This window comes from Mesorhizobium sp. B2-4-17, from assembly GCF_006441275.1.
GTDB lineage: Bacteria > Pseudomonadota > Alphaproteobacteria > Rhizobiales > Rhizobiaceae > Mesorhizobium.
In genome coordinates, this window is sequence record NZ_VFUX01000008.1 from 121,607 (window position 1) to 135,537 (window position 13,931).

At 61.9% G+C, this 13,931-nt stretch carries 11 protein-coding genes; 2 read left to right on the forward strand and 9 right to left on the reverse strand.

Features of this window, described 5'->3' with window-relative positions:
• The 8 genes from FJ548_RS08735 to FJ548_RS08770 form a co-directional block, all read right to left on the reverse strand.
• Positions 1-945, reverse strand: a complete 945-nt coding sequence (locus tag FJ548_RS08735; protein ID WP_140690506.1) for a carbohydrate ABC transporter permease — start codon at positions 943-945, stop codon at positions 1-3.
• Positions 942-1,898 (reverse strand): sugar ABC transporter permease, encoded by a 957-nt coding sequence (locus tag FJ548_RS08740; RefSeq protein WP_140609710.1) that lies wholly within the window; start codon positions 1,896-1,898, stop codon positions 942-944. Before FJ548_RS08740 ends, FJ548_RS08735 begins: the two co-directional genes overlap by 4 nt.
• A gap of 69 nt (positions 1,899-1,967) precedes the next feature.
• Entirely contained in the window at positions 1,968-3,221 is a 1,254-nt protein-coding gene (locus FJ548_RS08745; protein WP_140690504.1) for an ABC transporter substrate-binding protein, read from the reverse strand.
• Positions 3,222-3,280: 59 nt separating this feature from the next.
• Positions 3,281-4,792 carry an aldehyde dehydrogenase family protein gene (locus FJ548_RS08750; RefSeq protein ID WP_140690501.1) on the reverse strand — a complete coding sequence of 504 codons (1,512 nt, stop codon included), beginning with the start codon at positions 4,790-4,792 and terminating at the stop codon, positions 3,281-3,283.
• 15 nt (positions 4,793-4,807) lie between these two features.
• Positions 4,808-5,584, reverse strand: coding sequence for an enoyl-CoA hydratase/isomerase family protein (locus tag FJ548_RS08755; protein WP_140690498.1), 777 nt, complete (start codon positions 5,582-5,584; stop codon positions 4,808-4,810).
• Complete coding sequence (locus FJ548_RS08760; RefSeq protein WP_140690495.1) at positions 5,577-7,178, reverse strand: acyl CoA:acetate/3-ketoacid CoA transferase; 1,602 nt, start codon at positions 7,176-7,178, stop codon at positions 5,577-5,579. Before FJ548_RS08760 ends, FJ548_RS08755 begins: the two co-directional genes overlap by 8 nt.
• Positions 7,175-8,191, reverse strand: coding sequence for a Gfo/Idh/MocA family oxidoreductase (locus tag FJ548_RS08765; protein WP_140690492.1), 1,017 nt, complete (start codon positions 8,189-8,191; stop codon positions 7,175-7,177). The genes FJ548_RS08760 and FJ548_RS08765 overlap by 4 nt, the downstream gene beginning before the upstream one ends.
• Positions 8,188-9,246, reverse strand: coding sequence for a LacI family DNA-binding transcriptional regulator (locus FJ548_RS08770; protein WP_140766524.1), 1,059 nt, complete (start codon positions 9,244-9,246; stop codon positions 8,188-8,190). The genes FJ548_RS08765 and FJ548_RS08770 overlap by 4 nt, the downstream gene beginning before the upstream one ends.
• Positions 9,247-9,480: 234 nt before the next feature.
• Between FJ548_RS08770 and FJ548_RS08775 the strand changes: the two genes are divergently transcribed.
• The gene (locus FJ548_RS08775) at positions 9,481-10,638 is read left to right on the forward strand and encodes a dihydrodipicolinate synthase family protein (RefSeq protein WP_140777664.1); all 1,158 of its coding nucleotides are present in this window, start codon (positions 9,481-9,483) and stop codon (positions 10,636-10,638) included.
• A gap of 1,439 nt (positions 10,639-12,077) precedes the next feature.
• Here the strand turns inward: FJ548_RS08775 and FJ548_RS30345 are convergent.
• Positions 12,078-12,521 carry a sterol desaturase family protein gene (locus tag FJ548_RS30345; RefSeq protein WP_246678595.1) on the reverse strand — a complete coding sequence of 148 codons (444 nt, stop codon included), beginning with the start codon at positions 12,519-12,521 and terminating at the stop codon, positions 12,078-12,080.
• Positions 12,522-12,582: 61 nt separating this feature from the next.
• Between FJ548_RS30345 and FJ548_RS30355 the strand changes: the two genes are divergently transcribed.
• Positions 12,583-13,083, forward strand: a complete 501-nt coding sequence (locus FJ548_RS30355; protein ID WP_246678598.1) for a hypothetical protein — start codon at positions 12,583-12,585, stop codon at positions 13,081-13,083.
• The last annotated feature ends 848 nt before the right edge of the window (positions 13,084-13,931 follow it).

Here is a 13,931-nt window from a genome sequence, read left to right on the forward strand (position 1 = left end):
TTATCCTTTGACCGCGCCCGCCATCAGGCCACGCACGAAATAGCGGCCGGCAAGCACATAGACGAGAAGGGTGGGGAGGGCCGCGATCATCGCGGCCGCCATGTTGACGTTGTATTCGACGACGCCGGTCGAGGTGTTGACGACATTGTTGAGCGCCACCGTCATCGGCATGGAGTCACCCGTGCCGGCATAGGCGGAAGCGAACAGGAAGTCGTTCCAGATGTTGGTGAACTGGTAGATCACGGTGACGACGAAGATCGGCATCGAGTTGGGCAGCATGATGCGCCGGAAGATCTGGAAGAAGGAGGCGCCGTCGACCTGGGCGGCTCTCACCAGTTCGGTCGGGAAGGCCTCGTAATAGTTGCGGAAGAACAGCGTGGTGAAGCCGATGCCGTAGACGACGTGGACGAAGACGAGGTTGACCGTCGAATTGCCGAGGCCGAAGCTGGTTCCGACCGAGTTCTGCAGTGACGCGCCGAAACGGCCGACGCTGCCGAGGATCGTCGCCATCGGCAGCAGCACCGACTGGAACGGGATGAAGCAGGCAAACAGCATCAGCCCGAACACCAGCGTGTGGCCGCGGAAGCGCCATTTGGTCAGCACGTAGCCATTCAAGGCGCCGAGCAAGGTCGAAATGATGACCGCAGGGACCACCATCTTGATGGAGTTCCAGAAATAGCCTTTGATGCCGGCGCAGGTGAGGCCGACGCAGGTCTCGCCCCAAGCCTTCAGCCACGGATCGAAGGTCGGTGCCTTGGGCAGCGAAAGCATGTTGCCGTTCTGGATCTCGTCCATGGTCTTGAACGAGGTAACCAGCATGACGAACAGCGGCATCAGGTAGAACAGCGCGAACAGCGCCAAAAGCGCGTAGATGACGACGCGGTTGATGGTCTTGACATTAACCCCGCTGGACGGCAGGCGGACGCGAGTGGCCGCGGTGCTCATCGCGACTTCTCCCTGAGTTCCGAATAGAGATAGGGCACGATGATGGCGACGATGGTCATCAGCATGATCACCGCACTGGCCGAGCCGACCGCCATCTCATTGCGCTTGAAGGTGTACTCATACATGAAGTTGGACGGCAGCCACGCCGATCCGCCGGGGCCGCCGCTGGTCAGCGCCACGACAAGATCGTAGGACTTGATGGCGAGGTGGGCGAGCACGATGAACGCCGACAGGAAGATCGGCCGCAGCAGCGGAATGACGATGCGGCGGTAGAGCTGGAAGGTTGTGGCGCCATCGATCTGCGCCGCCTTCATGATCTCGCCGTCGATGCCGCGCAGGCCGGCCAGGAACATGGCCATGATGAAGCCCGACGCCTGCCAGACGCCGGCGATGACCACGGTGTAGATGACGAAATCCTTGTTCTTGATCCAGTCGAAATGGAAGCTCGTCCAGCCCCATTGATGCAGGGTCTGCTCAAGACCGAGGCCCGGATCGAGGAACCATTTCCAGGCGACGCCGGTGACGATGAAGGACAGCGCCATCGGATACAGGTAGATCGGGCGCAACACGCCTTCGCCACGGATCTTCTGGTCGAGCAGGATGGCCAGGAACAGGCCGAGCGCCAGGCAGATCAGGATATAGAGAAAGCCGAATATGCCCATGTTGGTGATCGAGGTGTACCAGCTTGATGGCGGGTCGGTGTCGAAGGTCCAGCCCCACAGCCGCTGATAGGCGCGAGGCCCTGTTATGGCGTAGGACGGGAAGGTCTTGGAATTGGTGAAGGACAGATAGATCGTCCACAGGATGAAGCCGTAGACGAAGATGACAGTGATGGCGAAGCTCGGCGCCAGCACGATCTTCGGCAAGGCATCCTGCAGGCGCGAGCGCACTGAGGCACGCGGTCGGGCATGCTCCGGCGTCAGCTTGATCTGGCTTGTCGCAACTGTGCTCATGAGATTCCTCCCGTCAGCGTTCGGGAACCTTCCCCGCCGAAGCGGGGAAGGTGTTTTGACGCGTAACGCCTACTTGGCGTCGTCGATCGCCTTGACCAACTCGGTCACGGCCTCGTCCGAGGTCTTGATCTGGCCGTGGACGAATTTCGAGACCACATCCTTGTAGGCATTGGCGACGGCTGGAGGCGCGCCATAGCCCTGGGCCAGCGAGCCGAACAGCGTGCCGCCTTCATTGGCCTTCTTCAGGTCGGCGATGCCCTTCTTGCCGCAGGCGTCGAAGTCGGTGTCCGGCACGTCGGTGCGTGCGGGAACCGAACCCTTCACCACATTGAAGGCCGACTGGAAGCTCTTCGACAGGGTGGCGGTGGCCAATGCGACCTGGGCGGCCTTGCGGTCTTCCGGAACATTGAACATGCCGAACATGTCGGAGTTGTAGATCACCGAGCCGTCGGTGCCCGGGAAGCGATAGCACAGGAAGTCGGTGCCCGGGGTCTTCTTGGCGGCGTGGAACTCACCCTTGGCCCAGTCACCCATGACCTGCACAAGGGCATCGCCCTTGATGACCATGGCGGTGGCAAGGTTCCAATCGCGGCCCGAGAAGTTCGGGTCGACATAGGTGACCAGTTTGGCGAGGTTGTCGAACGACTTCTTCATCGTGTCGGACTTGAGCGAAGCGTCGTCGAGGTCGTTGAAGGCCTTCTTGTAGAAGTCAGGTCCGCCGGTCGAGAGCACGACCGAGTCGAACATGGTTGCTTCCTGCCAGTTCTGGCCGCCCAGCGCGAGCGGGATGACACCGGCAGCCTTGGCCTTATCGAGCAGCGCGACGAATTCGTCGAAGGTCTTCGGCTCGGTGCCGCCGATCTTGTCCATCACCGCCTTGTTGATCCACAGCCAGTTGACCGAGTGGACGTTGACCGGAGCCGCGACCCACTTGCCTTCATAGACCGAGAATTTCTGCAGCGCCGCCGGAACTGATTTGTCCCAGCCTTCCTTCTTGGCCGTCTCGGTCAGGTCGCCCATGACGCCGGCTGCGGCATAGTCGAGCACGGTGTAGCCGAGCATCTGCGAAGCGGTCGGGTAATTGCCGGCCGCGACCATCGCCTTCAGCGCGGTCATTGCGGCGTCGCCGCCGCCGCCGGCCACCGGCACGTCCTTCCAGGCATAGCCTTCCTTGGCCAGGTCCTGCTTGAGCACGTTCAGAGCAGCCGCTTCGCCGCCCGACGTCCACCAATGCAGCATCTGCACTTCCTTGACGTCCGCGGCATGCGCCGAAAACGCAAAGCTCGTCGCAAGAGCCGTTCCGATAAGCAGTTTGCGCAACATGTACTTCCTCCCTTGTTGCAGTCATAGGACCGACGGAAACCCGCCGGGTTCTTCCAAACTCAGCCGACCCACCATCCGGTGCGCTGGCCGCGATGAAACTGGATTGTCTTTTCCTCGGTATAGTCCTCGACGGCGCGTTTGCCGAGTTCGCGTCCAAGGCCGGACTGTTTATAGCCTCCAAAAGGCAGCTCGGGATAACCTTCCATGAATGTGTTCACCCAAACGGTTCCCGAACGCACCCCACGCGCCACCGACATGCATGTGTCGATGTTGGCGCTCCACACGCCTGCCGACAGACCATAGGGCGTGTTGTTGGCGATGTGCAACGCCTTTTCAATCGTTTCAAAAGTCAGCACCGAGAGCACGGGGCCGAAGACTTCCTCGCGTGCGATGGCCATGTCCTCGGTGACGCCGCGGATGATGGTGGGATCGAGATATTGACCGGCATTCGAAGCCAGTTGCTGGCCGCCGCTATAGACAGTGCTGCCCACGCTTGCCGCTGCCGTAACGTAATCCGTAACCTTGGCCAGATGGTCGGACGAGATCATCGCGCCGACCTTGGTGCTGTCGTCGAGCGGATCGCCGACAGTCACCCTGGCGGTGAGCGCCTTGACGGCGCTGAGAAAATCATCGGCGATCGCCTCGTGCACGATCAGTCGGCTGCCGGCATTGCAGCATTCGCCGGCATTGAAGAAGCCGCCGAACACCGCCGCGTCAGCCGCGGCCTCGAGATCGGCGTCGGGGAAGACGATCTGGCCGTTCTTGCCGCCGAGTTCCATCGAGACCTTCTTCAGCGATTGCGCGGCGGAAGCCATGGTCATCTTGCCAACGCGGGTCGAGCCGGTGAACGACACCATTTCGACCAGGGGGTGGCTGACCATCGGCGCGCCGACATCGGCGCCGAGGCCGGCGAGGATGTTGACGACGCCGGAGGGCAGGCCGGCCTCCATCAGGATGTCACCGAGGACGAAGGTGGAGGCCGATGTCATTTCGCTCGGCTTGACCACGGCGGTGCAACCGGCGGCCAGCGCGAAAGGAAGTTTCTGGCTGACGATCAGGAACGGGAAGTTCCATGGGGTGATGATCGAGACGACGCCGATCGGTTCGCGCACCACAACGCCCAGCATGGCGTCGCCGAGATTGGCATAGGATTCGCCATGCAGCGTGCGGGCAAGCGAGGCCGCATAACGCCAGATGTCGACAGCGCCGCCGATCTCGCCGCGCGCCTGGGCGACCGGCTTGCCGGATTCCAGGGCATCGAGCCGGGCGATGTCTTCCAGCCGCGCCTCGATCAGGTCTGCCGCCTTGAGCAGGATCGCGGCGCGTTCGGCTGCCTTCATGCGCGGCCAGGGACCGGTCTCGAACGCCTGGTGCGCGGCCTGCATCGCTGCTTCCACTTCGGCCGCGCCGGCTTGCGCATAGCGCGAGACGGTGAAGCCGTGGCCAGGGCTCTTGCGTTCCAGCATGCGGCCATCACGGGCATCGACATGTTTGCCATCGATCAGCAGCCGATAGGTTCTTGGCGCTGCGGACGCCTCGGCGGGCATGGCGATGTTGAGGGGGGCGTTCATCAGCTTCACTTTTCTCTATGATCTTGAAAATGCCGGCTTCTGCTTGGTCTTGAAAGCACCGACACCAGCCTTGAGGTCGCGGGTGAGCGCGATGAAGCCGCTGGCCAGTGCTTCGACGGCGGCAGCACTTTCCTCGCCTTCGGCGACCGCGATCATCAGCTTGGCCGCTTCCGTCGCCAAGGGGCCGCGCTCGGCGATCTTTCCGGCCCAGGCCTTGGCCTCCGCGAGCGCCTTGCCGGTTTCGACCATCCTGTCGACGACGCCAAGGGCGAGCGCTTCGGGCGCAAGGACGATCTCGCCACCAAGGGCCATGCGACGCACCGTCTGTGCGCCGAAGCGGCGCACGGCGCGTTGCGTGCCGGACCAGCCAGGCACGACGCCAATCGAGGTTTCTGGGAAGCCCAGTTTCACATGCGTCTCGGCGACGCGAAAATCACAAGCGACGGCCAGTTCCAGCCCGCCGCCCAGCGCGTGGCCGGACAGCACGGCGATGGTCGGTTGCCTGAGCCGCGCCAGCCGGTCGAAGACACGATGGCCATAGCGCACCCATTGCACCTGGAAATCGGCGGCGCTCATGGCACCCCAAGCCTCGATATCGCCGCCGGCACAAAAGCCCTTGCCTTCACCGCGGATGAGCACCACGCGCACGCCTTCGGCGATCTCCGCCTCATCAAGCGCGGTTTCCAGCGCCCGCAGCATCGGAATATCAAGCGCGTTGAATTTTTCAGGCCGGCGCAAGGTGACGATGCCGATGGCGCCTTCCGGCTCGAAGGTGACGAGGCGTTCAGCCATGCGCGCCTCCGAGCGAGGCGCCGCCGTTAAGCGACAGGCCGATCGGCTGGTCGTGATAGAGCGCGGATGGCGTCACCTTGAGGTCGTTGGCGACACCGAGCGGAATCTCGGCCTGCGCCAGCACGTCGCGCTCGAGGTCGATGCCCGGCGCCAGTTCCGTCACCATCAAGCCGTCGGGCGTCAGCTTCATCACGCAGCGCTCGGTAACATAGGTGATGTCCTGCCCTTGAGCGACCGCCCGCTTGCCCGAGAAGGAGATATGCTCGACCTCGCTGACGATTTTCTTGACCTTGCCCTCCTGGTCGATGCGGATGCCGCCGTCGGCCAATGAGAGTTTGGCGCCGGCATTGAAGAAGCCGGAGAAGACGATCTTCTTCGCCCGCGACGTGATGTCGACAAAACCGCCGGCGCCGGCGGTGACATGCGGCCGCGCCGACAGCTTCGATACGTTGACCGAGCCGTGGCGGTCGATCTGCAGGAAGGAGAGCAGCGAGGCGTCGAAACCGCCGGCCTGGAAATAGATGAACTGGTGCGGCGAGGGCATGATCGCCTCGGCGTTGGAGGCGCAGCCGAACTTGAAATCGAGCAGCGGCACGCCGCCGACCGCGCCCTGTTCGATCACCCAGGTGACCTTGCCGTGCTGGCCTTCTTCCAGAAGGATGCGCGGCACGTTGGCGGAGATGCCAAAGCCGATATTGACGGCCATGCCGTCGCGCAACTCCATGGCGACGCGGCGCGCGATCACCTTCTGGACGTTCATCTCGGCATTGCGGAAGGTCGACAGCGGCCGGAAGATCTCGCCGGAGATCGCCGGATCGTAAGGCGTCAGCGTGGTCTGCAACTGGTCCGGCGCCACGACGATGTGGTCGACCAGCACGCCCGGCACGCGCACATCGTGCGGCTTCAGCGTGCCGTTCTCGACGACGCGCTTGACCTGCGCGATGACGATGCCGCCATTGTTGCGGGCGGCGAGCGCCTGTTCGAGCCCGCCAAGATAGGCGCCCTCATGCTCGTAGGTGAGGTTGCCGCGCTCGTCCGCCGTGGTGGCGCGAATGATCGAAATGTTGGGCACGATCGAACGGAAATAGAGCCATTCCTCGCCGTCGAACTGCTGTACCGAAACAATCGGCTCGTTTGCCGCCGCGTTCATGGCGCAGCCCTGATGTCGCGGGTCGGCGAAGGTGTCGAGGCCAACCTTAGTCAGCACGCCCGGCCGCTTGGCGGCGGCTTCGCGGTGCATGTCGAACAGGATGCCGGACGGCACGTTGTAGGCGGCGACCGAATTGTCGCCGATCATCTTCCAGATCTGCGGCGGCTCGGCGGAGGAGGGGCCGGACGGATAGGAGCCGCACAGTGTGCGCTTCAACAGGCCCGGCTTGGCCAGATGATCGATGCCCTTGATGCCATACATGTCGCCGGCGGCGATCGGATGCAGCGTGGTGATCTCCTTCGGATGACCCTCGGCGTCGAAGCGCTCACCGATCGCGGCGAGCACGGCGTCCGGGCAGCCGAGACCGCTCGACGAGGACACGGAGACGACCATGCCGTCCTTGATCAAGCTGGCTGCCTGCGCCGCTGAAACGACCTTGCTCAATTCATGCTCCCGAGTTTGGGGTCGATCTTGACGGCCTTTCCGGAACTGGCCGATTGAAGTGCCGCCTCGGCTGATGCCAGCGACCAGACGCCGTCCTCTCCGGTGGCGGCAGGCTGGCCCTTGCCGCGGATCGCGGCATGGAATTGACGCACAGACCTGACGTAGAGATCCTCGCGGTCGAAGCTCAGTTGCTCCTCCCCCTTGGCGGTGCGCAGCAGCACCGAGCCGTCCGGCTTCTGGGTCATCACATTGCTGGCGATCAGCGAACCTTGCGAGCCGTGTACCTCAAAGCCGGTGCCGGCGAACCTGGTGGTGAAGCCTTCATGCGACTGGGCGATAAGGCCTGAGTTGAAGCGCCAGATGCACATGGCGCCGTCTTCCAATCCGCCGCCGGCCATGCCGGCCGACTGGGTGAAGGCCGAGACCTCGGCCGGATCGTCGCCAAGCACGAAGCGCAGCGTGTCGGCATCATGCACGGTGATGTCGAGCACCACCCCACCGCCGGCCTCGGGTTTGGTGATGCGCCAGCCCTGCAGGGTCTCCGGCAGATAGACGGAATGGAAGACCCGCGCGGCGATGGGCTTGCCGATGCGGCCGGCGGCGATCGCCTCACGCATGGCGCGATGGGCCCCTGCGTTGCGCAGATGATGGTTGGTGGCGAGCACGACACCCGCTGCCTTGGCCGCGGCGACCATGTTGCGCGCGTCGGCGCTGGTCAGCGCCAGCGGCTTTTCGCACAGCACATGCTTTCCCGCCTGGATGGCGGCGAGGGCCTGCTCGAGATGCAGTTCGTTGGTGGTCGAGATATAGACCGCGTCGATGCCGGATCCGAGCAGGGCATCGAGGCTCGACATGGCGGCTGGAATGTCATTTTCCCCGGCATAGGACGTGGCGCGTTCCGGGTTGGAACTCATCACCGCGACGATCTCGCCATCGGCTTGCGCGCGAATGGCATTGATCATGAATTGCCTGGCGATCGTGCTGGCGCCGATCAGTCCCCATTTGACGCTCATACGGTCACTCCTGTCCCTGCCGGCCTGTTTCGCGTGCGACGATCCGGGCCGCAGCTTTCCCTGACCACGAGATTGACCGCGCCTATATGATCCTCCGCACGGGTGGTGCGCGACTGGATCATCTTGATCATGACATGGGCGGCGCGTTCGCCGAGACCGGCTGAGTCCACCGCGACGCTGGTCAGCGCCGGCATATAATGTTCTGCCTCGGCCACGTCGTCGAAGCCGACGACGGCGAAATCCGCGCCGGGTTCAAGGCCGCGCTTGCGCAGCGCCAGCAGGGCACCAAAGGCGACAGCATCATTGAAGCAGAGTGCGGCGGTCGGCGGTTCAGCCATCGCAAGGGCAGTCTCCAGGCAGGCAATACCGCCACGACGGCTCGTCTCGCCCTCGATGACAAGGATATCACGGGCGCCTATGCCAAGCGTCTCGCAGGCCTCGCGAAAGCCGCCCAGGCGCTCATGGTAGACCACCAGGTCGGGCGAGCCGCCGAAGAAGACCAGCCGGCGATGCCCCTTGCCGATAAGATGGGCCGTGGCCAGGTAGGCGCCGCGATGATTGTCCGGAGCGATCACCGGGATACGGCTTTCTGGCAAGCGGCGCATGGCGAAGACGATCGGCACGCCCGCCGTCTCCAGCCGCCGGAACGCGCCCGGCGTGGTGCCGCGCGCCGGCGACACGATGAGGCCGGCGACGCCTTGTTCCATCAGCGACTTGAGCACCTCTTCCTGACGCACCGGATTCTCCGCGGTGTTGGCGATGAAGGGCACGATGCCGGCCGACTGGAAGACGCGCTCCATGCCGACCGCCAGTTCGGCGAAGAAGGGATTGGTGAGGTCGTTGATGACCATGCCGATGACATTGGAATGGGCCTTGCGCAGATTGGCGGCGCCTCGGTTGTAGACATAGCCGACATCCTCGATCGCCTTGCGAACCTTGACCGCGGTCTCAGGCCGGATCAGCCCGCTGCCCTGGAGCACGAGCGACACCGTCGATTTGGACACGCCCGCCTCGCGGGCGATGTCGAAGATCGTCGCCTTGGCCCGGCTGGCCATTCAGATGTCTCCTCCGGTTCAGGTCAAGTTTATTGGAACGTTCTAATCATTGCTCCAGCCGAGAGTCAATCGGGATTTTTCCTGGCGCGAAAAATCGGTAATTCGATGCTGCGGGGCGTGCGCTGAAAGGCATTGCGTGCTGCGATGCAGCATTTTAGGGAAGTCGCCTGCAATCCTAAAGGTTCTTGATTTATTGGAACGTTCCATTTATAGGCGCAATGAAGGGAGAAATCGATGGATATTGCCTTGCCTGGTGAGAGTGGTGGCCGCAGCACCCGTTACGCGCTTGTCGGCCAGCCGGTGCAGCCGGTGATGGGCGCGCGGTTTCCGCGCATCGCCTATGCCGCCGCGCATGTCGTCGTCGATCCCCTTGGAATGACCGATCCGTGGTCGCGGCCCGTGGTCGACTGGGACAGGACGATGGCGTTTCGTCATCATTTGTGGCGGCTCGGTTTCAGCATTGCCGAGGCGATGGACACGTCGCAGCGCGGCATGGGCTTCGATTGGGCAAGCGCGCAGGAGTTGATCCGCCGCTCGATCGCCGAGGCCCGCACCGTTGCCGGCGCCGATCTTGCATCGGGTGCCGGTACCGACCATCTGGCGCCGGGGTCGGCCAGGACGCTGGATGACGTGATCGGCGCTTATGAAGAGCAGTTTGCCTTCATCGAAGGGCAGGGCGGCAAGGCGATCATGATGGCCAGCCGCGCGCTCGCTGCAGTGGCGAAGGGGCCGGACGACTACGCCGCCGTCTATGACCGTATTCTGAGCCAGGCCTCCGGCAAGGTCATTCTGCACTGGCTGGGTGAGATGTTCGATCCGGCCTTGAAGGGCTATTGGGGCAGCGACGATTTCGAGACTGCGCTCGATACGGTGGTGGCCATCATCGAACGCTATGCCGGCAAGGTCGAAGGCATCAAGATATCGTTGCTCGATGCAGGCAAGGAGGTTGCACTGCGCGATCGGCTGCCGGACGACGTCGTGATGTTCACCGGCGACGACTTCAACTATCCCGAACTGATCGCCGGCGACGGCAAGAGGCACTCGCACGCGCTGCTTGGCATTTTCGATGCCATCGCGCCGGTCGCCAACGCGGCCTTGGCAAAACTCGCCGAGGGCGATAGGGCCGGCTATGACGCGCTGATGGCGCCGACGGTGCCGCTATCGCGGAAAATCTTCGAGGCGCCGACCGAATATTACAAGGCCGGCATCGTCTTCATGGCCTGGCTGAACGGTCACCAGAATCATTTCACGATGGTCGGCGGCATGCAGTCGGCGCGCGGCATCCGCCACTATGCCGATATTTTCCGCCTTGCCGACCAGGCAGGATTGCTGGCCGATCCGGACCTTGCCATATCCAGGATGAACAGCCTGTGCGCCGTCGCAGGCGTCTGAGCTGAACGAAATGGACCAGAAGAATCCCCCAAGCGGGGATTTGCGAGATGGAGTGGCGTTGGGGCCGGCTGAGGACGTCTCTAGCCATGCATCTGACCCGCGACAATTGCCGGACTGTCCCGGTTTCGTGCATGTCGCCAAAGACGCTTGGTGATTCAGGCGCGCCGCGCCGATCCGGGCATGATGCGGCTTCTGCCGGAATGGCCGCACCTTAGCGCCCTTGTCGACTTTGGACGGTTGGCCGCTTCGATGATGCGCAAGGCTTCTTCTGTGGTAATTCCGCACTTACGGTCCTAGTAGGCGGCTTCCGTTTGAATCTCGTCATCCAACGGTAGTGCAATAATCGCCTGCTTTGCCTTCCTGCCCATGTCACGAATCATGCGACATTTCTGATATGGACTATGAAAGTAGGGGTGGTCCATCAGATTTCAAATCTGAGAGGCGGATTTACTTACCGATGATCCAATCCACCAAGCCGGGCTCAACCCGCTCGCAGTGGCAAAACTCGTAAACCAGGCTCTGAGCTAGATTACGCCATTGACACTCCGGTGCCTTCATTTCCAAGACCAAATCTCGAAAAACAGACCGGAGAATGTCTGCATCGAACGCTGATACCGAGGGGTGCTCAACCTCCCATCGCGCCTCGTCTATCTTGCGTTGGCGAAACCGCTTGAGAAGCTCGCGTGATGCCGCGATTGCACGCCGGGTTTGAGCTATATCGGCGCGTAGTGAGGCAATGTCAGCCCTAGCGCGGTGCTGCGACAGAAAGATGGCGTCAATCGTCACCCGCGCCATGTCTGTATCGCCTAGAGGCACCGCCACCTCCCTTATGCCTAAGGAAGTATTTACTCCTTCAGCGGGGGGACATCAAAGGGATTCAACCGTCGGTTTGGTACAAAGCTAAGTCGGAAAGATGCGATCGCCGGGCAGACGAGCATTTGCTTTATCCCTCCCCGGGCGAGGGAGGAGTGTGCGGATAATACGCCCCATTCCCCATGTGCCATCAATCTCATTGTGGGTGCCGCTGATGGGCATAGCGTGAACCGGCGCCCCGCCCGCGACGTGTACCGCGCAAGATCGGATGGCAGCAGCCGGGGATAGCCGGGAAAAGGTGATAATCGGCGGGAAGAGCCGCCAGAAGCCCGGAAACCAAGGGGTTTGACGGGAGACGGCGGGGCCGGAAAGCCAGAAAGCCAGAAACCGGCCGCGCAACTTCATTTGGCACCAAACCGGCCGGCTGGCTGAGCCCGCGCAAGATCGGATGGCACTAAAACATTGAGGGCATATGGACCTGTTGGGCGTCATAACGCGAACTTTTGCCAGCAGCCTGCTGAAAATCGGCAGCCTCAATCCCTATTTTGGCGGCTACGATCTCAATGGTTGGGTAGACGAAATCCGCTTCACCAACGGTGTGGCGCGCTACGGGTCGGATGGCGGCTTCACAGTTCCGACTGCGGCCTATCCGAGGTCGTAACCGGCTTGGCAGGCGATCCCGCCTTGTGCGGCGTCAACGGATAGCCGATCTGGCCAAAGAAGTTCGTGGGAATCGGGTCGTCAACGCCGTACTTGGCCGGCATCGATGCGCCGGGAATGCGGAACGTGCCGAATATGAGGTCGATGATTGAAAGCTGGCCGGCGAAATTCTTGTCATAGGCTGATCGCTCGCCGGCGTGGTGCCAGTGATGAAACTGAGGACTGGCGATCAGCCATTTGAGGGGGCCGAAGCTGATGCGAAGGTTGGCATGGATCAGCATGGCGTGCCCTGCATAGATGAGGAAATAGATGCCGAGCGCCTCGCCGTCGAAGCCGAGGAGAAACACCGGCACCAGCGCGGCTGCCTTTGTGAGGATCTGATCGATCGGATGGACGTGAAAGGCCAGCAAGGTAGTCCATCTCCTCGACGCCATGATGGATGGAATGGAAGCGCCAGAGGATCGGCACAGCGTGAAACGCACGATGTGCGGCATACACGCCAAGATCGGTCATGACGACGATCTCGATGACCTGAAGCCATGTCGCCTGCTGGGCCACGGCCTCCGTCAGGCCTGTCGGAACGAGCAGAGCGGCGGCGCTGATGACCGGCACAAAGAGCACGCCGCCGATGAAATTGACCGCGATGCCATTGAAGACGTAATAGGAAAGGTCGTTGAAAACCCCCTTTCGAAATATCTTTTGCTGCGGTCGAAGGGCAAGGATCCTCTCCAGTGGAATGAAGATCAGCGCCCAAATCAACAGCGGTTTGAGCCCAAAGACGTCCACCTTCTACTCCCCGGTAAATCCGGCGCCAGTGAAGCACCGGGCCGCGCGGCACGCAAGCGCAGTGCCGGGGACCGGCATTTAGACCAGCGCGTAAGCGTACTTGTTGGTCCACGCCTCGTCTCTTTGCCGCCTCAGCTCATACTCGGGGACCAGCACCGGATTTTCGACCGTGGTTTGCTTTGGTAAAAAGTAGTCACGTGCCTGCTGGGCGCCCCATAGAGCTACCAGCGCGACGGACATCAATCCGCAGATTTGCGCGAACGATAACCGTTCCATCGGCTTCCCCTTTTGTCGGCCATGTCTGCCTATGACGATGATCTAATACTGCCAAGAAAGGATGAATGGCCTCAGCGGCACGGTAGAGACCAAGGACGATCGCAGTGTTCGAGCTGGACGGGCGTTCGTCGATGCGATCGTCCAGGCACGTTAAAAGGCCATTAGAGGGTATGCAATCTGTTGCCAATGAAGTTACGCACAGGTGCCAAGCGATCTTGCGCGCTACACGTCCCGCCCGCGACGCCGCGTCATCGAGCGGCATTTCTGTGCCGTTTCTGTGCCAGCCGACTAAGGGAAACGGCTAAGTTATTGAAAGGATGGTGGGCGTGACAAGGATTGAACTTGTGACCCCTGCAATGTTCAATGCACCCCTACAAGGGGGTTGACAGGGGGCACCTTGGAGACGCGGAGCGGGACCCATCGCAAATCGCTACCAGAAATTCCCGGAACCCAAAGGAAGGAACTCAAAGCGTACTGTTTGGATCAGAAGCGATTGATGCTGCTGCCCGTACGCCAACATTCTCGGTATTGCCCATCAACCATAACGATTAGATGCCCGGACTGATTTAGACCGGACTCCGCAGTGATGAAAACCTGACGCTAAGACCCGCGCGGCGCCAATCGCCTTATGATCCGTCCGCAAGAATTACCCAATAACCGGGCATGCCGGGGACATGGCCAGTCCGTCGATCCTGACCCACAACAGAAGTCGGGCCGAATAGGCTCGCGGCCAGAGTACCTATACAATTATATGCGCT

Coding starts and splice junctions, on each gene's coding strand:
- FJ548_RS08735 (WP_140690506.1), bottom strand. CDS start 945: ATGAGCACCGCGGCCACTCGCGTCCGCCTGCCGTCCAGCGGGGTTAAT.
- FJ548_RS08740 (WP_140609710.1), bottom strand. CDS start 1,898: ATGAGCACAGTTGCGACAAGCCAGATCAAGCTGACGCCGGAGCATGCC.
- FJ548_RS08745 (WP_140690504.1), bottom strand. CDS start 3,221: ATGTTGCGCAAACTGCTTATCGGAACGGCTCTTGCGACGAGCTTTGCG.
- FJ548_RS08750 (WP_140690501.1), bottom strand. CDS start 4,792: ATGAACGCCCCCCTCAACATCGCCATGCCCGCCGAGGCGTCCGCAGCG.
- FJ548_RS08755 (WP_140690498.1), bottom strand. CDS start 5,584: ATGGCTGAACGCCTCGTCACCTTCGAGCCGGAAGGCGCCATCGGCATC.
- FJ548_RS08765 (WP_140690492.1), bottom strand. CDS start 8,191: ATGAGCGTCAAATGGGGACTGATCGGCGCCAGCACGATCGCCAGGCAA.
- FJ548_RS08770 (WP_140766524.1), bottom strand. CDS start 9,246: ATGGCCAGCCGGGCCAAGGCGACGATCTTCGACATCGCCCGCGAGGCG.
- FJ548_RS08775 (WP_140777664.1), top strand. CDS start 9,481: ATGGATATTGCCTTGCCTGGTGAGAGTGGTGGCCGCAGCACCCGTTAC.